Annotated in this window: 23 protein-coding genes; 12 read left to right on the top strand and 11 right to left on the bottom strand. The window is 74.5% G+C overall.

The genetic code is table 11. The features are described from left to right. Positions 1-8 precede the first annotated feature (8 nt). A complete protein-coding gene (locus ACGFI2_RS20150; protein WP_393519088.1) occupies positions 9-947 on the top strand; it encodes a ribose-phosphate diphosphokinase in 939 nt (312 codons plus the stop codon). A gap of 24 nt (positions 948-971) precedes the next feature. Here the strand turns inward: ACGFI2_RS20150 and ACGFI2_RS20145 are convergent, their stop codons facing one another. Further along, entirely contained in the window at positions 972-1439 is a 468-nt protein-coding gene (locus ACGFI2_RS20145; RefSeq protein WP_393519085.1) for an ATP-binding protein, read from the bottom strand. Positions 1440-1554: 115 nt separating this feature from the next. On the opposite strand from ACGFI2_RS20145, the gene macS reads away from it, so the two are divergent. Both macS and ACGFI2_RS20135 read left to right on the top strand, forming a co-directional pair. After that, positions 1555-2679 carry a MacS family sensor histidine kinase gene (macS, locus tag ACGFI2_RS20140; RefSeq protein WP_393519082.1) on the top strand — a complete coding sequence of 375 codons (1125 nt, stop codon included), beginning with the start codon at positions 1555-1557 and terminating at the stop codon, positions 2677-2679. An 11-nt stretch (positions 2680-2690) separates the two neighbouring features. Then, positions 2691-3323, top strand: coding sequence for a response regulator (locus ACGFI2_RS20135; RefSeq protein ID WP_393519309.1), 633 nt, complete (start codon positions 2691-2693; stop codon positions 3321-3323). A 1-nt stretch (position 3324) separates the two neighbouring features. On the opposite strand, the gene ACGFI2_RS20130 is transcribed toward ACGFI2_RS20135, so the two are convergent. From ACGFI2_RS20130 to ACGFI2_RS20120, 3 genes are all read right to left on the bottom strand, one after another. Next, the gene (locus ACGFI2_RS20130; protein ID WP_393519079.1) at positions 3325-3897 is read right to left on the bottom strand and encodes a DUF5709 domain-containing protein; all 573 of its coding nucleotides are present in this window, start codon (positions 3895-3897) and stop codon (positions 3325-3327) included. Positions 3898-3977: 80 nt separating this feature from the next. Continuing rightward, positions 3978-4658 (bottom strand): ATP-binding protein, encoded by a 681-nt coding sequence (locus ACGFI2_RS20125; RefSeq protein WP_393519077.1) that lies wholly within the window; start codon positions 4656-4658, stop codon positions 3978-3980. A 56-nt stretch (positions 4659-4714) separates the two neighbouring features. Continuing rightward, positions 4715-5716, bottom strand: a complete 1002-nt coding sequence (locus ACGFI2_RS20120; protein ID WP_393519074.1) for an SDR family oxidoreductase — start codon at positions 5714-5716, stop codon at positions 4715-4717. A 192-nt stretch (positions 5717-5908) separates the two neighbouring features. Between ACGFI2_RS20120 and ACGFI2_RS20115 the strand changes: the two genes are divergently transcribed. After that, entirely contained in the window at positions 5909-7162 is a 1254-nt protein-coding gene (locus tag ACGFI2_RS20115) for a glycosyltransferase (RefSeq protein WP_393519071.1), read from the top strand. Here the strand turns inward: ACGFI2_RS20115 and ACGFI2_RS20110 are convergent. The 4 genes from ACGFI2_RS20110 to aroA form a co-directional block, all read right to left on the bottom strand. Further along, positions 7060-8016: a hypothetical protein gene (locus ACGFI2_RS20110; protein WP_393519307.1), complete on the bottom strand. Its 957-nt coding sequence runs from the start codon at positions 8014-8016 to the stop codon at positions 7060-7062. The two genes, ACGFI2_RS20115 and ACGFI2_RS20110, sit on opposite strands and share 103 nt — an antisense overlap. A 60-nt stretch (positions 8017-8076) precedes the next feature. Continuing rightward, a complete protein-coding gene (gene hisN, locus ACGFI2_RS20105; protein WP_393519068.1) occupies positions 8077-8895 on the bottom strand; it encodes a histidinol-phosphatase in 819 nt (272 codons plus the stop codon). A gap of 60 nt (positions 8896-8955) precedes the next feature. Beyond that, a complete protein-coding gene (rsgA, locus tag ACGFI2_RS20100) occupies positions 8956-9855 on the bottom strand; it encodes a ribosome small subunit-dependent GTPase A (protein WP_393519305.1) in 900 nt (299 codons plus the stop codon). A 204-nt stretch (positions 9856-10059) separates the two neighbouring features. After that, positions 10060-11361: a 3-phosphoshikimate 1-carboxyvinyltransferase gene (gene aroA, locus ACGFI2_RS20095; RefSeq protein WP_393519065.1), complete on the bottom strand. Its 1302-nt coding sequence runs from the start codon at positions 11359-11361 to the stop codon at positions 10060-10062. 103 nt (positions 11362-11464) lie between these two features. Here aroA and ACGFI2_RS20090 point away from each other — a divergent pair, with 103 nt between their 5' ends. From ACGFI2_RS20090 to rsrA, 5 genes are all read left to right on the top strand, one after another. Further along, positions 11465-12172, top strand: a complete 708-nt coding sequence (locus ACGFI2_RS20090) for an SOS response-associated peptidase (protein WP_393519061.1) — start codon at positions 11465-11467, stop codon at positions 12170-12172. 212 nt (positions 12173-12384) lie between these two features. Beyond that, positions 12385-12777: a WhiB family transcriptional regulator gene (locus tag ACGFI2_RS20085; RefSeq protein WP_091068696.1), complete on the top strand. Its 393-nt coding sequence runs from the start codon at positions 12385-12387 to the stop codon at positions 12775-12777. A 237-nt stretch (positions 12778-13014) separates the two neighbouring features. Then, the gene (locus tag ACGFI2_RS20080; protein WP_393519057.1) at positions 13015-13626 is read left to right on the top strand and encodes an alpha/beta family hydrolase; all 612 of its coding nucleotides are present in this window, start codon (positions 13015-13017) and stop codon (positions 13624-13626) included. 359 nt (positions 13627-13985) lie between these two features. Continuing rightward, a complete protein-coding gene (locus ACGFI2_RS20075; protein ID WP_393519054.1) occupies positions 13986-14792 on the top strand; it encodes a sigma-70 family RNA polymerase sigma factor in 807 nt (268 codons plus the stop codon). Between the two features lie 2 nt (positions 14793-14794). Further along, positions 14795-15082 carry a mycothiol system anti-sigma-R factor gene (rsrA, locus tag ACGFI2_RS20070; RefSeq protein ID WP_393519052.1) on the top strand — a complete coding sequence of 96 codons (288 nt, stop codon included), beginning with the start codon at positions 14795-14797 and terminating at the stop codon, positions 15080-15082. Positions 15083-15176: 94 nt separating this feature from the next. Here the strand turns inward: rsrA and ACGFI2_RS20065 are convergent, their stop codons facing one another. Next, positions 15177-15251 (bottom strand): 50S ribosomal protein bL37, encoded by a 75-nt coding sequence (locus tag ACGFI2_RS20065; protein ID WP_370461611.1) that lies wholly within the window; start codon positions 15249-15251, stop codon positions 15177-15179. A 223-nt stretch (positions 15252-15474) separates the two neighbouring features. Between ACGFI2_RS20065 and ACGFI2_RS20060 the strand changes: the two genes are divergently transcribed. Together ACGFI2_RS20060 and ACGFI2_RS20055 are read left to right on the top strand one after the other, a co-directional pair. Then, positions 15475-15690, top strand: a complete 216-nt coding sequence (locus tag ACGFI2_RS20060) for a biotin/lipoyl-binding carrier protein (protein ID WP_091068708.1) — start codon at positions 15475-15477, stop codon at positions 15688-15690. Further along, the gene (locus ACGFI2_RS20055) at positions 15687-16199 is read left to right on the top strand and encodes a GNAT family N-acetyltransferase (RefSeq protein WP_393519048.1); all 513 of its coding nucleotides are present in this window, start codon (positions 15687-15689) and stop codon (positions 16197-16199) included. The genes ACGFI2_RS20060 and ACGFI2_RS20055 overlap by 4 nt, the downstream gene beginning before the upstream one ends. A gap of 22 nt (positions 16200-16221) precedes the next feature. Here the strand turns inward: ACGFI2_RS20055 and ACGFI2_RS20050 are convergent, their stop codons facing one another. Continuing rightward, the gene (locus ACGFI2_RS20050) at positions 16222-16791 is read right to left on the bottom strand and encodes a TetR/AcrR family transcriptional regulator (RefSeq protein ID WP_393519045.1); all 570 of its coding nucleotides are present in this window, start codon (positions 16789-16791) and stop codon (positions 16222-16224) included. A gap of 118 nt (positions 16792-16909) precedes the next feature. Here ACGFI2_RS20050 and ACGFI2_RS20045 point away from each other — a divergent pair, with 118 nt between their 5' ends. After that, positions 16910-18499, top strand: a complete 1590-nt coding sequence (locus ACGFI2_RS20045) for an MDR family MFS transporter (protein ID WP_393519043.1) — start codon at positions 16910-16912, stop codon at positions 18497-18499. An 83-nt stretch (positions 18500-18582) separates the two neighbouring features. Here ACGFI2_RS20045 and ACGFI2_RS20040 read toward each other — a convergent pair whose 3' ends face one another. Then, positions 18583-20193, bottom strand: a complete 1611-nt coding sequence (locus tag ACGFI2_RS20040) for a tetratricopeptide repeat protein (RefSeq protein WP_393519040.1) — start codon at positions 20191-20193, stop codon at positions 18583-18585. Between the last annotated feature and the right edge of the window lie 16 nt (positions 20194-20209).

The following is a 20209-nucleotide window of genomic DNA, read 5'->3' as shown; positions in this document are numbered from 1 at the left end:
CACCAGACGTGCGTGACATTGCCGTGTTCAGCGGGACCGCCCACCCGGACCTCGCCGCCGAGATCTGCGCCCACCTCGCCGTCCCGCTGCACCCGGTGCGGGTGTCCCGGTTCGCCAACGACTGCCTCGAGGTGCAGTTGCAGGCGAACTGCCGGGAGCGGGACGTCTTCCTCATCCAGCCGCTGGTGCCGCCGGTGCAGGAGCACCTGGTCGAGCTGCTGCTCATGATCGACGCCGCCCGGGGCGCCTCGGCCGGCCGGATCACCGTGGTGCTGCCGCACTACGCGTACGCCCGGTCGGACAAGAAGGACGCGCCGCGGATCTCCATCGGCGGGCGGCTCGTCGCCGACCTGCTCACCTCGGCCGGCGCACACCGGGTGCTGGCCATGACGCTGCACTCGCCGCAGGTGCACGGCTTCTTCAGCGTCCCGGTGGACCACCTGCACGCGCTGCGTGAGCTGGCCGCCCACTTCCGGGGCCACGACCTGAGCAACGCGGTGGTGGTCTCGCCGGACCTGGGCAACGCCAAGGAGGCGGCGGCGTTCGCCCGGATGCTCGGCACCCCGGTGGCGGCCGGCGCGAAGCAACGATTCAGCGACGATCGGGTGCAGATCAGCGCGATCATCGGGGAGGTGGCGGACCGGGACGTGATCGTGCTGGACGACGAGATCGCCAAGGGCAGCACGGTGGTCGAGCTGATCTCGCACCTGCGGGAGCGGCAGGTCCGCTCGATCCGGCTGGCCTGCACGCACGGGCTCTTCTCCAGCGGCGCGCTGGAGCGGCTGAGCGCGCAGGAGGGGGTGCTGGAGATCGTCTGCACCAACACGGTGCCGATCCCGGCCGAGAAGCGGGTGCCGAAGCTGGAGGTGCTCTCGGTGGCGCCGGCGCTGGCCGAGGCGATGCGGCGGATCCACAACGGCGAGTCGGTGAGCGCGCTCTTCGGATGAGGCGCGGGGCGGCCCGGTGGCCGGTCAGCCGTCCCGCGGGCGGGTGAGCGGCTGCCGCGCGGCCAACGCCGCGGTGATCCGGACGACCGTGCCGGCGTCGCCGGTCTCGACCTCCATCGTGTCGCTCAGCTCCCGGGCCAGCCAGAGGCCCCAGCCGCCGGCGGTTTCCGGGGGCGGCCGGTCGCGGTCACGCAGCCGTCGTTCGCTGATCCCCTGCCCGTGGTCGGCGACCTCGCAGACCAGGTCGCCGCCGCGCAGCCAGAGCCGTAGCCGGCCCTGCCCGCCGCCGTGCCGGACCGCGTTGGTGATCAGCTCGTTGACCGCCAGCACGAAGTCGTCCAGCCGCTGCCCGGCGAGCCCTGCCGCGCGCACGCAGGAGGTGACCGAGTGCCGCAGCTCGGTCACCTGGGCCTGATCGAAGGCCTCGGCGATCAGAAGGGAAGGTTCGATGGGCACAACCGTACGCGGTGCGGGGAGTTCTGCGTTTGTCATGACCCCGTCCCGGCGATGGCTCTCGACGACTTTCGCGGCTTTTCCACCGTACGTCAGGATTTCTCGGCCCGCACCCGGCGGCCCGCGCGTGACCGGCTGTGGCAGGGTGACGCCCATGCCGTCGTCCTCCGGCCTGGAAGGCCCGTTCTGGCGGTCCATCGCGGTGTTCCGGTTCGCCTCGCTCGGGTACGTCGTGGTGCTCGTGCTGCGCGACGGCGGCGAGTACGCGCACCCGGTGGCCGCCGGCGCCGTCCTGCTGGGGATGCTGGCCTGGAGCGGAGTGACGGCGGTCGGCTACCGACGCCCGGCCGGGCGTCGCTGGCCGCTGCTCCTGGCCGACCTCGGCGTGGTGCTGGGGATCATCCTGGCCACGCCGTGGGTGGTCGGTCGCCCGGCGCTCGCCGCCGGGGTGCCGGTCCTGACCTCGGCCTGGCTGGCCGGGCCGGTGCTGGCCTGGGCGGTCTCCGGCGGCCGGCGGCGTGGCACGGTGGCCGCGCTGGTGCTCGGCGGCGCCGACCTGGCCACCCGGGACCCGATCAACCCGTCGGCGTTCACCGGGGCGATCCTGCTGCTGCTCGCCGGCGTGGTGGTCGGGCACGTGGGCCGGCTGGTCGTCGAGGCGGAGGCCCGGTTGCAGCGGGCGGTGGAGCTGGAGGCCGCCACCCGGGAGCGGGAGCGGCTGGCCCGCGACATCCACGACTCGGTGCTCCAGGTCCTGGCGCTGGTCCGGCGGCGCGGCGCCGACCTGGACGGCGAGGCGGCCGAGCTGGCCCGGCTGGCCGGGGAGCAGGAGGCCGCGTTGCGGTCGCTGATCGGCCGGGCGGGCGCCGAGCCGGAGCGGGCCGGGGCCGACCGGGACCTGCGCGACCTGCTCGACCGCTACGCCTCGGCGGCGGTGCAGGTGGCCGCGCCGGCCACCCCGGTGCCGCTGCCCGCGCGGGCGGCCGGCGAACTGGCCGCGGCGGTCGGCGCGGCGCTGGACAACGTGACCCGGCACGCCGGCGGGCGGGCCTGGGTGCTGATCGAGGACGAGGAGGAGACGGTGACCGTCTCGGTACGCGACGAGGGGCCGGGGATCCCGGACGGGCGGCTGGCGGAGGCCGCGGCGCAGGGCCGGCTCGGGGTGGCCCAGTCCATCCGGGGTCGGGTGACGGACCTGGGCGGCGAGGTGCGGATCGTCTCCGCCCCGGGCGCCGGGACCGAGATCGAGCTGACCGTGCCGAGGAGCCGGCGGCGGTGAGCATCCGGGTGATGGTGGTCGACGACCACCCGATGTGGCGGGAGGGGGTGGCCCGCGACCTCACCGAGGCCGGCCTCGACGTGGTGGCGACCAGCGGCGAGGGGCGGCAGGCGGTCCGGGTGGCCGCGGCGGCCCGTCCCGACCTGGTCGTGCTCGACCTGCAACTGCCGGACGTCTCCGGCGTCGAGGTGGTCCGAGGGCTGCGCGCCGCGTTGCCCGAGGTGCGGGTGCTCATGCTCTCGGCCAGCGGCGAGCCGCAGAGCGTGCTGGACGCGGTCAAGGCCGGCGCCACCGGCTATCTGGTCAAGTCGGCCGCGCCGGCCGAGTTCCTCGACGCGGTGCGCCGCACCGCCGCGGGCGAGCCGGTGTTCACGCCGGGACTGGCCGGGTTGGTGCTGGGCGAATATCGCCGGCTGGCCGCCGCGCCGCCGGCCCCGCACGACGACGCGCCCCGGCTCACCGAGCGGGAGACCGAGGTGCTGCGGCTGGTCGCCAAGGGGCTGTCCTACAAGCAGATCGCCGAGCGGCTCCGGCTGTCCCACCGGACCGTGCAGAACCACGTGCAGAACACCCTGGGCAAGCTCCAGCTGCACAACCGGGTCGAGTTGACCCGGTACGCCATCGAGCGGGGCCTGGACGGGTGAGTCAGCTCGCCTCGGGCGGCTGGGTCTCGTGCACCGCCAGCTCCTCGGCGGTGGCTCCGCCGCCGGCGGCGCCGGCGTCGTAGGCGACGTTGTCGGTCTCCTGGTCGGTGTGCGCGCCCTCGTCCGGTTCGACCAGCCGGCCCACCTCGTGGTCGGCGACGGTGCCGAGCTGGCCGTGGTCGTAGATCGAGACCGGGGAGTGCGGGTCGGAGACCGGGCCCGGGTCGATCACGTCCGCGTCGAGCTGGGCCTGCGCGGCGGCCTCCTCGCTGTCCGCCTCGGCCGCGATCGCCGGGTCGACGGTGCCGGCGAGCGGGTCGTCGGCGGGACGCTCGTACTGCTCGCGGTCGAGCTTGTAGTCCAGCGATTCGCCGTCGAGCTGCTCCTCGGCCGTGGTGCCGAACCGGTCGACGGCGACCGGGGTGCGGTCGCCGGGGATCTGGGCCGGCTCCGGGCCGTCCGCCTCGCGCCCGGTCAGCACGTCGTCGTTGGCGGTCGAGTCGTCGTCGGCGGTGTCGGGCAGGCCCTCCGCCTCGGGGTCGGACACGGGGGTGGGGTACTCGTCGTCGCGCATGGGGGTGAATTACCCACTGCGTTGACCGCATTAACCGCGACCGAGCGGGTGGATCGGGAGCAAGAGGGCGAAATCCCGCCTCAGTTGCGGAAGGCCGCCTCGTCCTCGGCGTACAGCACGCACCAGACCACCTTCCCGTCGGGCAGCGGCGTGCTGCCCCAGTGCCGGGCCACGGTGTCGATGAGCAGCAGCCCACGGCCGCCGACCGAGTCGACCGGGGCCGGCCCGGCGTACGCGGGACGCCCGACGGCGTGGTCCCGGACCGCCGCGTGCAGGGCGTCGCCACGCTGCGCGAGCCGGAGCGTCATCGGGGTCAGCGCGTGCGCGACCACGTTGTTGACCATCTCGGTGACCGCGATGCAGGCGGGCTCGACCAGCTCCGGCAGGCCCCACCGGGCGCACCCGTCGACGATCAGCGATCGGGCCTCGCGCGCGGCCTCCGCCACCGGGGGCAGCTCGGCCTCGATCAGTTCGGGCGCCGCCGCCGGTCGGGGCGCCGGCGAGCCGGCCGGGTCGAACAGCAACTCGGTGGCCGGCCAGTCGGCGACCTCGCGGCGGACCTCGTCGAGCACGTCGCGTACGCCCGGTTCCTGGATCCGGACGCCGGACAGGTCGACCAGCACCGGACCCGGCCGCTGCCAGATCCGGGCGAGCAGCGCGTCACGCACGGACTCGGCCCCGGCCCGGTTGAGCACACCGGTCAACCTGACCGTCGCGGAGGATTCGTCGGTCTCGACCAGGCAACGCGCGTCCGTCGGCATGATCGTCCCATTGTGCACGTCGCTCCCGGCGCGCGCATCAGTCCGGTCGACGGGACTCATGATCGCGTCGTCCGGGAACGCCTGTTGATCGCCGCGACGGTGCCGACCGCGGTGCCGGCGGCGGCCAGGCCGAACGCCGCCGTCAACCGCAGCAGTTGGCCGCGCCGGCCGGACCAGCCATCGGTCCGCTCGGCCGCCGCGTCGGGCGTGAAGACGTTGCCGGTGGCGTCCAAGCGTACGCCGGGACCGAACTGGGTCCGCGCGGTGTACCAGCCGAGCGCCCGCTCGGCCAGCGCCGGGGCGAGCCGCCACTGGAGCCCCATCAGCCGCGCCGCACCGCCCGCGTACGCCTCGCGTCGCGGCCGGCGCAGCAGCCGGACCATCGTCTCGGCCACCATCTCCGGCGGGTAGACCGGGGGCGGCGGGGTCAGCTCCCGCCCGGTGTGGTTGGCCGCGTGCCGGAAGAACGGGGTGTCGATGCTGGCCGGCAGCACGGTGCAGAGCGAGATGTTCCCCCGGCCGGTCACCCGCAGCTCCTGCCGTACCGTGTCGGTCAGCCCGCGGATCGCGTGCTTGGTGGCGTTGTACGCCGACTGGTAGGGCATGGCCACCTCGGCCAGCACGGACGCGTTGTTGATCAGCACCCCGCCGCCGGCCGCGGTGAGCCACGGCAGCGCGGCCCGGGTCCCGTGCACGGTGCCGAGCAGGTTCACCTCGACCACCCGGCGGAACTCGGCGACCGGGATCTCGTCGAACAACCCCACCGTGCCCACGGCCGCGTTGTTGATCCAGGCGTCGATCCGGCCGGACTCGTCCGCCGCCCGCGCCGCCAGCAGTTCCACCGCATCCGGATCGGTCACGTCGGTGGGCACCACGAGGGCCTGCCCGCCCAGTTCCCGGCAGTGCTCGGCGACGCGCCGCAACGCCGCCTCGCTCCGGGCGGCCAGCACCACGGTGGCGCCCCGGCCGGCCAGCGCGTAGGCGGTGGCCGCACCGATGCCGCTGGAGGCACCGGTGATGACGACGGTGGCGTCGGCGAGACTGCGGGTGAGCGGCATTCCCCGGCGGTACCCCGGAGCGGGCCGGTCATGCCGGTGCGGCGGCCGCTGATCGGGTTCGGTCGGACCCGGTGTCCCGTGAACGGGACGACGGTCAGCGTGGCGATCTGCCAGGTTTGGGGCCACCGGGGCCGGGTTAATGGGACGCTCTATCGGGAGACCCAGCTACCGAGCAACGCATGGAGGTGCACCATGCGCGTCGGCCTTGTTTGCGCGCACGCCGGCTCGTCCACCGACGGTCCCACCGTCGGGACTCAGGAGCACATTGCGCGCGTGGCGGCTGAACTCGCCGCCCGGGGCCACGAGGTCCGCGTGTACGAGCGCCGCGACGCGGCCACCCAACCGGCCCTGGCCGAGCTGGACGGCTACCGCCTGGAGCGGGTGCCGGTCGGGCCGCCCGACCCGCTGCCCACCGGCGAGCTGGTGCCCTACGTCGTCGAGTTCGGCCGCTGGCTCGCCGGCGAATGGGCCGGCGACTGGACCCCCGAGGTCGTGCACGGACACTACTGGGTGGGCGGGCTGGCCGCCGCGCACGCGGTCCGCGCCACCGACATCCCGGTGGTGCAGACGTTCCACTCGCTCGGCGTCGAGCAGCTACGCCACCTCGGCCGCGACTACACCGGGCCGGGCCAGCGGATCCCGCTGGAACGGGCGCTGACCAGGGCCGTGGACGTCGCGGTCGCCCAGTGCAACGACGAGGTCGACGAACTGACCCGGATGGGCCTGCAACGGACCTCCGTGGCGATGGTGCCCACCGGCGTGGACACCGGATACTTCCACCCCGACGGCGAGGCGGCCCCCCGGGACCAGCGACCGCGCATCCTCTCCGTGGGCGGGCTCGCGCCCGGACACGGCCACGACGACCTGATCCGGGCGATGCGCGTGGTCGGCGACGCGGAGCTGGTGATCGCCGGCGGCCCGCCGGCCGAGCGGCTGGCCGGGCACGCGGAGGCGCGCCGGCTGCGCGAGCTGGCCGAGCGGGCCGGGGTGGCCGAGCGGATCCAACTCGTCGGCGCGGTGCCGCACGACCAGATGGCCACCTGGTACCGCTCCGCGGACGTGGTGGCCTGCACCCCGCACTACTCATCCGCCGGTCGGGTGTCGCTGGAGGCGATGGCCTGCGGCGTGCCGGTGGTCGGCTACGCCATGGGCGGCATCGCCGACGCGGTGGTCGACGAGGTGACCGGCAAGCTGGTCCCGCCCGGCGACGTGCGCACCCTCGGGGTCACCCTGCGCCGGATGCTCACCGACAACGCCGGCCGGTTCGCGTACGGGCACGCGGCGGTGGACCGGGTCCGGTGCAGCTACACCTGGGAACGCACCGCCGCCGCCCTGGAGCGGCTCTACGAGCGGGTGATCGGCCGCCGCCGGCCGGCCATGCCGGTGGAGCCGACGCCGCCGATCGAGGTGGTCGTCTCCGAACGCGGGCCGGTCGAGGCGGCCTGAGCCGGCACCACCCCGGCGCCGATCATCGCCGGCCCCCGGTCCCGGGTGATCACGTGGTGGTGCTGTGGCTCGGCGTACCGGGTCAGGCCCACCACGGCCGCCAGCGTGACCAGGAAGCCGAGCCCGGCCAGCCACTCCCGGCCGGGCCAGATCTTGTCGTTGAGCAGCAGCAACCCGACGATCGCCGCGGGCACCGCGCCGGCCGCGTCCATCGCGGCCACCGCCGCCGTGGTCGACCCGCGTTGCATGGCCAGGCCGAGCAGCAACTGGCCGACGACCGAGTGGGCGATCAGCAGGTAGAGCAGCGGGTCACGGACGAACGCCTCCGCCGAATCCGCGGAGGCGAGCGGACGGGCCGCCACCGCGGCGGCCGAGAACGCCATCCCGGCCAGCGACCCGAGCACCACCGAACCGAGCGCGCCGTGCAGCCGGGCGGCGAAGAAACCCGACCCGGCGATCACCCCGAGCGCCGCCACCAGGCCGACCAGCCCGGCGGTGCCGAGCTGCCGGGACGGCGCCGGCTCGGCCGACAGCACCAGCGCGGTGATCCCGCCGAACAGCAGCACCAGCAGCACCAGCTCGGCGGCCGGCAGGCGCCACTTGAGCACCAGCACGCCGAGCACGGCGGTCACCCCGAGCCCGGCCGCCACGGACGCCTGGACCAGGAACAACGGCAGGTCACGGCGGGCCAGGAAGGCCAGCACGAAGCCGACGACCTGGCAGGCCAACCCGATCAGGTACGTCCGGTGGCCGGCCAGCCGCAGCAGCAGCCCCGGGTCGAAGGTGTGGTGCACGGTGGTCCGCGCGGCGGCCACCGACTGGAGGAGGTTGGCGAAGCCGTACGCGACGATCATCGCCGCGAGGAAGCACCAACCGGAGGAGACCACCTGGCGAGGATAGAGGCTCGCACCGGGTCAGCGCTCGGCCGGCCGGCCGAGCCGGCGCAGGATGTCCTCGTGCAGCGGGCCGTTGCTGGCCACGGCGCTGATGTCGGCGGATTCGGCGCCGGCCGGCGCGGGCCGCCCGGCCAGGTCGGTGAACCGGCCACCGGCCTCGGTGACGATCGGCACCAGCGCGGCGATGTCCCACAGCGACAGCTCCGGCTCCACCATCACGTCCAGTGCCCCCTCGGCCAGCAGCATGTAGCCGTAGAAGTCGCCGTACGCCCGGCTGCGCCAGGTGTCCCGCATGAGCTGGAGCATCGCGTCCAGCCGGCCGGCCTGTTCCCAACCGGTCAGCGAGGAGTAGCAGACGCTCGCGTCGGCCAGCGCCGTGACGCCCGAGACCTGGATCGGCGCGCCGTCCGCCGGGCCGGCGCCGGCGAACGCGCCCGCGCCGAGCGCGCCCCACCAGCGTCGGCCCAGCGCCGGCGCGGAGACCAGGCCGAGCACCGGCCGGTCGTGCTCCAGCAGCGCGATCAGCGTGGCCCAGACCGGTACGCCCCGGACGAAGTTCTTCGTCCCGTCGATCGGGTCGACCACCCAGCGCCGCCCGTCCGGGCCGGCCGAGGGCTGTGCGCCGTACTCCTCGCCGAGCAGGCCGTCGGTGGGGCGGTGGGTGGCCAGCAGCGCGCGGATCTCCCGCTCCACGGCGGTGTCCGCGTCGGAGACCGGCGTCAGGTCTGGCTTCGACTCCACCCGCAGGTCGAGCGCGCGGAACCGGGCCGACGAGACCGCGTCCGCGGCGTCGGCGAGCAGGTGGGCGAGGGCGAGGTCGTCGGCGTACCCGGTCATGGCCGACACGCTAGCGCCGCCGCGGTGGCCGGTGCCGGTGGGTGCCCGGCGGTCCGCCGGTCAGGAACCGGCGAGCGGGTCGCCGGGGTTGCGCTCGGGCTCGCGCGCGTCGCCCTCGCCGCTGCGCGACGCCAGCAACCGACGGTACGAGGCGAGCCGGCGCGGGTCCGCCCGGCCGGCCGCCACCCAGGCGTCAAGCGCGCAGGTCGCCTCGTCGGCGGTGTGCGGGCAGTTGGCCGGGCAGTCGACGGTCGCCTCGACCAGGTCGGAGAACCCGTGCAGCAGGCTCTCCGCGGAGACGTGCGCCAGCCCGAAGCTGCGCACGCCGGGGGTGTCGACGATCCAGCCCGGATCGCCGCCGGCGCCCGGACCGGGTGTCGGCGGCAGCCGCAGCGCCACCGCGCTGGTCGAGGTGTGCCGCCCCCGGCCGATCGCGCTGACCGTGCCGACCGCCCGTTCCGCCTCCGGAACCAGGCGGTTGACCAGGGTCGACTTGCCCACGCCGGAGTGGCCCACCATGACCGAGACGCGGCCGGCGAGCAGCGTGCGCAGGTCGGCCAGCTCGGAACCCGGTCGGATCAGCACGTACGGCAGCTCCAGCTCGGTGTAGTAGCCGAGCACCGCCTCCGGGCCGGCCAGGTCCGCCTTGGTGAGGCAGAGCAACGGCTCGACGCCGGCGTCGTACGCGGCCACCAGGCAGCGGTCGATGAACCCGGTGCGCGGCGGCGGGTCGGCCAGCGCGCTGACGATCACCAGCTGGTCGGCGTTCGCCACCACCACCCGCTCCAGCCGGCCCTCGGCGGTGGTGTCGTCGTCGTCGGCGGTGCGGCGCAGCACGGAGGTGCGCTCGGCGATGCGCACGATGCGGGCCAGCGCGCCGGACGCGCCGGAGACGTCACCGACCAGCCCCACCCGGTCGCCCACCACGACCGACTTGCGGCCCAGCTCGCGGGCGCGCATCGCGGTGACGACCGGATCGTCGAGGCCGGCGTCGGGCCGGACGCAGGTGTAGCGCCCCCGGTCGACCGCGATGACGAACCCGTCGACCGCGTCGTCGTGCCGGGGCCGGGTGCGGGTGCGGGGCCGCGACGACCGGCCGGGGCGCACCCGGACGTCGTCCTCGTCGTACTCCCGCCGCCTGGTCGCCAGGACGTCCCCCCGCTGTCAGTTCTTGCCGGTCACCATCCCCGACCATAGTGCCGGGAACTCCGGCATGGTCTTCGAGGTGCACGTCACGTCGTCGACCTCGATGCCGGGGACGGCCAGCCCGGCCACCGCCGCGGCGTGCGCCATCCGGTGGTCGGCGTGCGTCCGGAAGGTCCCGCCGCGCAGCGGGCGGGGACGAATCTCCAGGCCGTCGCGGGTCTCGGTGAGGTCGGCGCCCAGTGCGGTGAACTCCGTGGCCAGCGCGGTGACCCGGTCGGTCTCGTGGCCCCGGATGTGGCTGACCCCGGTCAGCCGGGACGGCGTGTCGGCCAGCAGGGCGAGCGCGGTCAGCACCGGGGTCAGCTCGCCGACGTCGGAGAGGTCGGCGTCCAGCCCGCGCACCACGCCGGTGCCGCGCACCCGCAGCCCGTCGGTGCCGAGCGTCGCCTCGCCGCCCATCCGCTGCAGCAGCTCGCGCAGGCGCTCCACCGGCTGGAGGCTGCTGCGCGGCCAGCCCTGGAGGGTGACCTCGCCGCCGGTGACCAGGGCGGCGGCGAAGAACGGCGCGGCGCCGGAGAGGTCGGGCTCGATCTCCCAGCCGCGCCCGGTGAGCGGGCCGGGCTCGACCACCCAGACGTCCGGCGTGGTGTCGTCCACCGCGGCCCCGGCGGCGCGCAGCATCTGCACGGTCATCCGCACGTGCGGCGCGGAGGGCACCGGCGGGCCCTCGTGCCGGACCACCACGCCCCGGTCGAAGCGGGGCGCGGCCAGCAGCAGCCCGGAGACGAGCTGGCTGGACGCGGAGGCGTCGATGACCACCTCGCCGCCGGTCACCCGGCCGGCGCCGAGCACGACCAGCGGCAGGCTGCCGACCGGCGGGGCGTCGATGCGGACGCCGAGGGTGCGCAGCGCGTCGATCAGCGGACCGAGCGGGCGGGTGCGGGCGTACGGGTCGCCGTCGAACGTGACCCGGCCCGCGGCCAGCCCGGCCACCGGGGGCAGGAAGCGCATCACGGTGCCGGCCAGGCCGACGTCGATGTGCGCCGGGCCGACCGGCGGGTGCGGCCGGACCAGCCAGCGGTCGTCGTCGGAGATCGACATGTGCGAGCCCAGCTCGCGCAGGCCGCCGGCCATCAGCTCGGTGTCCCGGGCGCGCAGTGGCCGGTCGAGCGTCGACGGCCCGCTGGCCAGCGCGGCGAGCACCAGGGCCCGGGCGGTCATCGACTTGGAGCCGGGCAGGCGCAGCGTCGCGGCGACCGGGTCGCTCGCGGTCGGCGCGGTCCACGGCTGCGGCGGACGCGTAGCGGTCAGATTCCCCACGCTCACATTCTGCCAACCCGACGGGCCCGGTGGGACCGGTCGGCGGGCCTGCTCCCGCTGGGCGGGACAGCCGGAACGGCCGGGTGGGGCTAGCGTGGGCGCCATGTGCGGGAGGTACGCGACGACCCGGAGCGCGGGCGACCTGAGCGCGCTGTTCGAGTCGGTCGACTCGACCGGCGAGGTCGGGCCCGACTTCAACGTCGCGCCGACCGATCCCGCGCCGCTGGTCCGGCTCGCGCCCGAGGGGCACCGGGTGCTCTCCCTCGGCCGCTGGGGGCTGCTCCCACCCTGGTCCCGCAGCGCGACCGGCGCCGCCCGGATGATCAACGCGCGGGCCGAGACGGTCGCCACCAGCCGGGCCTACGCCCCGTCGTTCGCCCGCCGCCGCTGCCTGGTCCCGGCCGACGGGTGGTACGAGTGGGTGCGCCGTCCCGAGGGCCGCCGGCAGCCCTACTTCATGACCCCGCGCGACGGCTCCGTGCTGGCGTTCGCGGGCATCTGGTCGATCTGGGAGGCGGCCGGGTCGACCCGGCTCACGTTCAGCGTGCTGACCACCGCGGCGCTCGGCGAACTGGCCGAGGTGCACGACCGGATGCCGCTGCTGCTGCCCCGGGAGCGCTGGGCGTCCTGGCTCGGCCCGACCGACGAGCCCGCCGCGTTGCTCGTCCCGCCCGACGCCGGGCAGCTCGCCGGGTTGGAGATCCGGCCGGTGTCGCCGGCCGTCGGCGACGTCCGCAACGACGGTCCGGAGCTGATCTCGCGGGTCGTTCCGGCGGGCGTGGAGGCCCCTTCCGAACCGACGTTGTTCTGATCACGCTCAGCACATTGTCGAGTGCTGATTTGCCGGGGTTGCGCCTGAATCGTCGCCCGGCTGTTTAGTCATGTTTACCGAAGACACTTGTCCCCGCGTGCGCCAGTGCGATAGAACACAGCGCCGGTGATGGGCGTCCGTTCGCACGGGGCGAATGACACTCATCGATCTCTAGCAAGATCTTCGCCGGTCCCACGGGGGAGGTGGGTGTATTGACACGGGCACGCATGCCGCGCCCGCACGAGGTGGCCGCCGCGCGGCGTGATCCGCGACTGCTGCGGGCCTTGCGCGAACGACGCCAGGACGAGGCGTGGCGCACCAGGGGAACCTGCCAGAGCGTCGATCCGGAGACGTTCTTTCCGGCACCCAACGAGCCGGCCGACGCGGCGGTGGCGCTCTGCCGCACCTGCGACGTCCAGGGCTCCTGCCTGGCCTGGGCGCTGGAGGTGGGCGACTGCCACGGCGTCTGGGGCGGCACCACGCCGCGTGAGCGCCGGGCCATGCTCGTCGCCTGGCGCAGCGAGGTGCAGCCGGATCCGGACGCGGTCGACGAGCCCGGTCCGCCGGTGCGCGACCGCCTGCTCACGCTGGTGCCGTTGAGCTGACGCCGACCGCGGTCGCCCGCTCCGGCCAGGGCCGCAGCGGGTGACCTCGGCGGTTCGGGTCGTCCGAGCGGCGGCGACGGCATTCCCGCGCTTCGAGCGGGCGTAGGACGTCGGCGCGCGGGTGGGTCGGCCAGGGCCGTGTCGTGCCGGGGTGGCTTCCACGCGCGGGTGAACCCGATGGGGAGCGCGTCCGCGCGCTGCTCTCGTCGGGTCGGCCGGCATGCGCAGAATGGGCCGGTGCGGCACGACGAGATCGACACACCGAGGGGACCGGCCCGGATCCGGCTCGACCCGCCCGTGCCGGCCGGGGGCACCGTGCTGGTGCTGGGCCACGGCGCGGGCGGCGACGTCGACGCGCCCGACCTGCTGGCAGTCCGCGACGCGGTGCGTGGGACCGGGGCGGGAGTGGCGCTGGTGACCCAGCCCTACCGGGTCGCCGGCCGCCGCGCGCCCGCACCGGCCGGGCACCTCGACGAGGCGTGGACGGCGGTGCTGGCCGAGCTGCGCCGGCGCCTGCCGGCGGCCGACCGCTGGGTGGTCGGCGGCCGGTCCAGCGGCGCCCGGGTGGCCTGCCGGACCGCCGTCGCGGTCGGGGCGTCCGGCATCGTGACGCTGGCGTTTCCGCTGCACCCGCCCGGACGGCCGGAACGCTCCCGGGCCGACGAGCTGCGCACCGGCCTGCCGACGCTCGTGGTCAACGGCGACCGGGACCCGTTCGGCGTGCCCGACCCCGCGTCCGGGGTCGAGGTGGTGGTCCGGCCGGGGGAGCGGCACGACCTGCGCCGCGACCCGGCCGGCACCGCCGAGGTGGTGCGGGAGTGGCTCGCGGCCCGGGGTTGGCTGCGTTGACAGTGGGGGGGATGCCGCACGGGCGCCGGGTCGGGCGCGCGTGACCGTCGCTCCTGGCGGTCGTTGCACCGGTTGGTGCCGTCCGCCCGGCTCGGGCGGGGCCGGGACCACCCTCCCAGGCCCTTCCTGGTCCCAGCGTCGGTCGCGGCCGGAGCTGGGGCCGGGAACGGGTGACCGCTTCGAGATCCTGGTACGAGACGGCCCTCCTGGGGGCCGTTCGCTACCAAGATCTCTTCGGTTCCGGAGAGGTGGACCGAACGCGGTCCCCACGGCGGCGAACCCGTCCGGTGGAATGCGGTGGCCCGTGGTCCGCGTTGACCCCGTTGGAACGACATTGCCAGCGGCGAGGGGGGTGACCGGTGCCGATCGAGACACGGAGCCGGGAGCGGGACGAACGGGACGAACGGCAGCTCCGGCGGCTGCTCGACGCGCCGGAGTGGCCCGCGGCGGCGTCGGCCGTGAGCACCGGCACACACTCGGGAAGTGAATCTGCCGGCAGGCAGGTACGCGTATCCTCGGCGGGAAAGCATCCGACGCGAGGGGATGTGCGGTTGACCACCGAGAAGACGGACGAGCGCAGGGCCCGCTTCGAGCGGGACGCGATGCCCTTCGTCGACCAGCTCTACGCTGCCGGGCTGCGGATGACCCGCAACCCGGCGGACGCGGAGGACCTGGTCCAGGAGACCTACCTGAAGGCGTACGCGGCCTTCCACCAGTTCGAGCAGGGCACCAACCTGAAGGCCTGGCTGTACCGGATCCTGACCAACACCTACATCAACTCCTACCGGAAGCGGCAGCGCCAGCCGGTCCAGGCGCCGACCGACGAGATCACCGACTGGCAGCTCGCCGAGGCGGAGTCGCACACGTCCAGCGGCCTGCGCTCGGCCGAGACCGAGGCGCTCGACCGGCTGGCGGACAGTGACATCAAGGAGGCCCTCCAGCAGCTGCCGGAGGAGTTCCGCCTGGCGGTCTACCTGACCGACGTCGAGGGCTTCTCCTACAAGGAGGTCGCCGACATCATGGGCACGCCGATCGGCACCGTGATGTCCCGCCTACACCGCGGCCGACGCAATCTGCGGAAGCTCCTGGAGCGATACGCGGCGGAGCGCGGGTTCAGCGCCGCGCCGTCGAAGGGTTCGACCGCCGCCGCCGGCCGGGAGGTGTGACCGTGAGCTGTGGACAACCGCACGAGACGGACTGCCACGAGGTGCTCGCCGAGGTCTACCTCTACCTCGACCTGGAGTGCGCCGAGGAGCGCCGGGTGCTGATCCGGCACCACCTGGACGAGTGCGGGCCGTGCCTGCGCGAGTACGGCATCGAGCAGGAGGTCAAGGCGCTGGTCGCCCGTTGCTGCGGCAACGAGGCCGCGCCCGAGAAGCTGCGCGAGCGACTGCGGCTGCGGCTGACCGAGCTGGTGGTGTTCGAGACCAGCGAGTCCCGCGAGCTGGCCGACTGACGCCGGCGACCGATCTTCAGACCGGTGGCCCGGGTCCGCAAGGACCCGGGCCACCGGTGTGTCCGGCCCGAGGGCCGGCATCGCTGATCGGTGATCAGGAGTTGGGGCGCTTGCCGTGGTTGGCGGCGCTCTTCTTCCGGGCCTTCTTCTTCCGGGCCTTCTTCGCCATGCTCTGCCTCCTTGTGCTGGTCACGGTCCGGCCGCGGGCGAGCGCGGCGGAGGTCGCGTGCGGCCGGCGGATCGCCGGGCGCCGACCCGCACGATGCTAGTGCCGCCGGTCCCGCGCCGGGCGCGGTGGGGCCGCGTCGCGGGCCGGTGGTCAGCGGTTCGGCGTGACCGGCGTCATGGTTGGATACGTTCGCAGGACCGTCGGACAGAGGGAGGGCCGGTAGATGGCCGAGGAGATCCGCGCCGAGATGGTGGCGAACGTCTGGAAGGTCGTCGCGTCGGCCGGGGACACCGTGTCCGAGGGCGACACGCTGGTGATCCTGGAGTCGATGAAGATGGAGATCCCGGTGGTCGCCGAGTCCGACGGCGTGGTGCAGCAGCTGGCGGTGAACGAGGGCGACGTGGTGCAGGACGGCGACCTGATCGCGGTGATCGGTTGACCGGCCCGCTCGTCCGCCGCGCCGAGCCGGCGGACTTCCCGGCGGTGGCCCGCCTGACGGTGGCCGCGTACGAGGCGGACGGCCAGCTCAAGGGCGAGACCGGGTACGCGCCGGTGCTCGCCGACGTGGCCGGTCGGGCGGCGACCGGTGAGGTGCTGGTCGCCGTGGACGAGGCCACCGGCGCGGTGCTCGGCGCGGTGACGTTCGTGCTGCCGGGCACCCCGTACGCGGAACTCGCCGGGCCCGGCGAGGCCGAGTTCCGGATGCTGGCGGTCGATCCGGCCGCGCAGGGCCGGGGCGCGGGCGCGGCGCTGGCACGGGCGTGCGTGGCGCGTGCCGCCGAGCTGGGCTGCGCGGCGGTGGTGATCTGCGTACGCGCCGGCATGGCGGCGGGCGCGCGGCGTCTCTACGACCGGCTCGGGTTCGTCCGCGCGCCGGAGAAGGACTGGGCCCCGGTGCCCGGGATCGAGCTGCTCGGCCTGCGTCTGGATCTGACCGCCGCGCGCTGAGCGGGCCCGCGCCACCGTCGGCTCAGTCGCCGTCGCCGATCTTGGCGAGCAGCTCGTCGGCCACCTCGAGGGCGATCTTCTTGCGCTCCTCGTCGGTGACGCCCGGGGCGCGTACCGCGAACCAGCTGCTGTGCACCGCGAACAGGGTGAGCGCGGCGCGAAGCTGGGCGGCGGGGGACTCGTCGCCGCGGCTCAGCTCGGCGGCCAGCCGCATCATCCGGTCGCGCATCTGCTGGCCGGCGGAGAGGCTCTTGAGCACGGTCTGGTTCTGCTCGAAGAACCGCATCACCTTGGGCAGCTCGCCGGCGAACATCGCGTCCGCGTACCGGCTGATCAGCGTGCGTCGGGTCGCCAGGGTGGCGGGCTGTCCGGCGGCCCAGGCGATCAGCTCGTCCATCCGGCGCAGCCGGTCGTCGACGAAGCTGGTGACGATCTCGTCCTTGCTCCTGAAGTGGTAGTAGAGCGCGGCCTTGGTCACGTTGAGCCGTTCGGCGATCTCCCGGAGCGAGGTCTTCTCGTACCCCTGCTCGGTGAAGAGCTCCAGCGCGACGGCCTGGATCCGCTGCCGCGTGCCGCCTGTGCTCTCGCTCACTCGACCGACACCTTCCAATCCGCTTGACGTTGTCCTCGCACCGAGCTTACCGTGCGGCTGGTAAGTAACTAGCCGGGCGGCAAGTAAGTCGATCACCGATCTGCGGGGGAGCCTACCCATGAGTCAACCAGCCCCGGTCACCGCGAGACCGAACGTCCGGGTCGTCCTGTTCGGCCTGATGATCGCGATGATGCTCGCGATGCTCGACAACATGATCGTCAGCACCGCGCTGCCTCGCATCGTCTTCGAGTTCGGCGGCGCCGACCACTTCACCTGGGTGGTCACCGCGTACGTGCTGGGCACCACGGTCTCCACCCCGATCTGGGGCAAGCTCGGTGACCTCTACGGCCGCAAGACGGTCTTCCTCACCGCGGTGGTCGTCTTCCTCGTCGGCTCCGCGCTCTGCGGCATGTCCGGCTCCGGCGTCTTCGGCGGCACCGACAGCGGCATGATCGAGCTGATCGCGTTCCGGGCGGTCCAGGGCCTCGGTGCCGGCGGTCTGATGGTCGGCGTCATGGCGATCATCGGCGACCTGGTCCCGCCCCGCGAGCGGGGCCGCTACCAGGGCATGATCGCCGGCATCATGGCCATCGCCATGGTGGCCGGCCCGCTGGTCGGCGGCTTCATCACCGACCACCTCTCCTGGCGCTGGGCGTTCTACGTCAACCTGCCGCTCGGCGGCGTGGCGCTGCTGGTCCTCGCCACCACCATGCACCTGCCGAAGTACCGCACCGAGCACAAGATCGACTGGCTGGGCGCGGCGCTGCTCTCGGTCGGCATCACCTCGATCGTGCTGGTCACCACCTGGGGTGGCAACGAGTACGCCTGGGCCTCGCCGCAGATCCTCGGCCTGGCCGCGCTGGCGGCGGTCGCGCTCGTCGCGTTCGCGCTGGTGGAACGGCGGGTGCCCGAGCCGATCCTGCCGCTGGGCCTGTTCGCCAACCGCAACTTCGCCCTCATCTCGGTGATCGGCTTCCTGCTCGGCTTCGCCATGTTCGGCGCGATGAACTTCCTGCCGCTCTACCAGCAGACCGTGCAGGGCGCCTCGGCCACCAACAGCGGCCTGCTGCTGCTCCCGCTGATGTTCGGCATGCTGGTGGTCTCGCTGGTGGTCGGCCGGACGATCACCAAGACCGGCCGCTACCGCGCCTTCCCGATCATCGGCGGCGTGGTGATGGCGCTCGGCATGGGCCTGCTCAGCCTGCTCGACCTCGACACCAGCAAGGCGCAGTCCTCGCTCTACATGGTCGTGCTCGGCGTCGGCATGGGCTTCCTCATGCAGACCTCGATGCTGATCGCGCAGAACAGCGTCGAGCAGAAGGACCTGGGCGCGGCGAGCGGCGCGGCCACCTTCTTCCGGTCCATCGGCGGCTCGTTCGGCGTCTCGCTCTTCGGCGCCATCTTCGCCAACCGGCTGGCCGACTCGCCGGCCGGCCCGGCGTTCGCCGGCAAGGGTGGCGGCGAGGGCGGCGCGATGAACCTGGAGAACCTGAAGAAGCTCACCGGCCCGATGCGGGAGCTGGTGCTCGGCGCGCTCTCCGACGCCATCTCACACGTCTTCCTTTGGGCCGTCTTCTTCACCGTGGCGGTCCCGGTGCTCGCCTGGTTCATCAAGGAGGTGCCGCTGCGCGCGACGAACGACGTTCCGCCCGCCGGCACCACCCCCGAGGACGAGGCCGAGGTCGCGCTCGGCAAGGCCCCGGTCTGAGGAGGTAAGGAAGGGGCCCCGGTACAACGCCTGGCGTGGTACCGGGGCCCCTTCTTAACACCGCCGCCGCCCCGGGCGCGTGCTCAGGCGCGGCGGAACAGGGCGGTGAGGCGCCGCCACAGCCGGCCCAGCGGGCCGGCCCCGGCATCGGCGACCAGCGCGTCGGCCGTCGCACGCGTGGGCGGGTCGAGGGCCGGGGTGGCCCGCGCCAGGTGCGCCAGCGACACCGCCTCCGGGGTACGGCGGGCCGGGCCGACCGCCACCCCGGCGAGCCGCCCGGCCACCAGGGCGGCCACGTCGGCGCGTACGGCCGGGTCCACCCAGGCGGCGGTGACCAGGGCGAAGAGTGCTGCCTCGGCGATCGGCCCGGGCTCGCCCCCGGCCAGTTCCCGCAGCACCCGGCGACGGGTCGACTCCGCCCACGGCTCGTCGGTGCGGTGGTGCAGCAGGCCGAGACAGGCCCAGACCTGCGTGCAGCGCACCCAGAGCGCGGGATCCTGGTCGCCGAGCACCCGGCCCAGCGCGGTGGACGGCGCGTCCGGCGGGTACGCCAGCAGGCCGAGCAGGTCGGCCAGGTCCAGCGTGGCCAGTCCGACCGCGGCGTCGTAGGCGGCCGGGGGGTGCGGCCAGGCCGGGTGGGCCAGTTGCCGGAGTCGCCGCACCGCGCTCGCCGGCGGGCGCGTGGCATCGGCGGGCGGCGTCGGGACGGGTTCCGGGCCGGCCGGGGTGACCTGGCCGAGCCACGGGCGCCCCCGGCAGGACTCGGCGAGGTCCCCGTGCTCGTGCGAGTCGTCCGGGTGGTCGCGGACGAAGTCGGCGAGCGCCACCAGGTGGTCCACGTCGCCGTCGCGCTGGAAGCGCAGCCGGTGCGCGGTGTGCACGGCACAGTCGAACGTCGGGTCCTTGGCCAGCGCCCGGTCGACCCACTCCAGCGCCGCGTCGAGCCGGCCGTGGTCGGCCAGCGTGCCGGCGATGTCCGCGTAGACCGCCAGGTCGTCCGGGTCGAGCGCGACCGCGCGTTCCAGCGCGGCGAGCGCGTCGGTGGTGCGGCCGGCGCTGCGGTACGCGTACCCGAGCCACACCTCGCCGAGTTTGGTGGGCTCCGCGCGTACCCCCCTGGTGGCCCAGGCGACGGCGAGGGCGACCTCGCCGAGGCGCCGGGCCAGCGCGGACGCCGCGCCCAGCAGCAGCGGGTGGGCGGGGTGCACGGTGATCGCGTTGCGGGCCAGCGTGAGGTAGGGCAGCAGCGGCTCGTGCAGCCGGCGCGGAACGGGGTCGGGCGTGGCCGCGCAGACCTGCATGAGGATCCGGGCGGTGCGCTCCGGGTCGAGCCGCTCGGGCAGGTCGGCGGCGGTCACCCAGGGCACGGCGGCCCACGGCGCCCCGGGGGCGTAGCCGGTGGCGGCGGCCAGCAGGTCGAGCCCCTCGGCGGGGCGGCCGGCGGCGGCGAGCAGGTGCGCCCGGGCCACCACGGCGCCGACGAAGGCATGCTGGCCGAGGGGGAACAGGTCCAGGTCGCCGCCGCTGGCCGCGGCGAGCCGCGCGAGCGTCTCGTGCGCCTCGGGCAGCGTGGGGGAGCGCACCAGCGCGGCGGCGACGTGGTCGGCGGCGTGCCGGAGGTCACCCTCGCCCAGCGCCAGCCGGGCCAGCGCGAGTTCCTCCTCCGCGGAGAGCGCGGCGTCGTCCTCGGGCACGTCGTCCTTCCATCGC

This window comes from Micromonospora sp. NPDC049282, from assembly GCF_043197045.1.
GTDB lineage: Bacteria > Actinomycetota > Actinomycetes > Mycobacteriales > Micromonosporaceae > Micromonospora.
This window is presented reverse-complemented; position numbering and strand designations above follow the sequence as displayed.

Coding starts and splice junctions, on each gene's coding strand:
- ACGFI2_RS20145 (WP_393519085.1), bottom strand. CDS start 1,439: ATGACAAACGCAGAACTCCCCGCACCGCGTACGGTTGTGCCCATCGAA.
- macS (WP_393519082.1), top strand. CDS start 1,555: ATGCCGTCGTCCTCCGGCCTGGAAGGCCCGTTCTGGCGGTCCATCGCG.
- ACGFI2_RS20135 (WP_393519309.1), top strand. CDS start 2,691: ATGGTGGTCGACGACCACCCGATGTGGCGGGAGGGGGTGGCCCGCGAC.
- ACGFI2_RS20130 (WP_393519079.1), bottom strand. CDS start 3,897: ATGCGCGACGACGAGTACCCCACCCCCGTGTCCGACCCCGAGGCGGAG.
- ACGFI2_RS20125 (WP_393519077.1), bottom strand. CDS start 4,658: ATGCCGACGGACGCGCGTTGCCTGGTCGAGACCGACGAATCCTCCGCG.
- ACGFI2_RS20120 (WP_393519074.1), bottom strand. CDS start 5,716: ATGCCGCTCACCCGCAGTCTCGCCGACGCCACCGTCGTCATCACCGGT.
- ACGFI2_RS20115 (WP_393519071.1), top strand. CDS start 5,909: ATGCGCGTCGGCCTTGTTTGCGCGCACGCCGGCTCGTCCACCGACGGT.
- ACGFI2_RS20110 (WP_393519307.1), bottom strand. CDS start 8,016: ATGATCGTCGCGTACGGCTTCGCCAACCTCCTCCAGTCGGTGGCCGCC.
- hisN (WP_393519068.1), bottom strand. CDS start 8,895: ATGACCGGGTACGCCGACGACCTCGCCCTCGCCCACCTGCTCGCCGAC.
- rsgA (WP_393519305.1), bottom strand. CDS start 9,855: ATGCGCGCCCGCGAGCTGGGCCGCAAGTCGGTCGTGGTGGGCGACCGG.
- ACGFI2_RS20090 (WP_393519061.1), top strand. CDS start 11,465: ATGTGCGGGAGGTACGCGACGACCCGGAGCGCGGGCGACCTGAGCGCG.
- ACGFI2_RS20060 (WP_091068708.1), top strand. CDS start 15,475: ATGGCCGAGGAGATCCGCGCCGAGATGGTGGCGAACGTCTGGAAGGTC.
- ACGFI2_RS20045 (WP_393519043.1), top strand. CDS start 16,910: ATGAGTCAACCAGCCCCGGTCACCGCGAGACCGAACGTCCGGGTCGTC.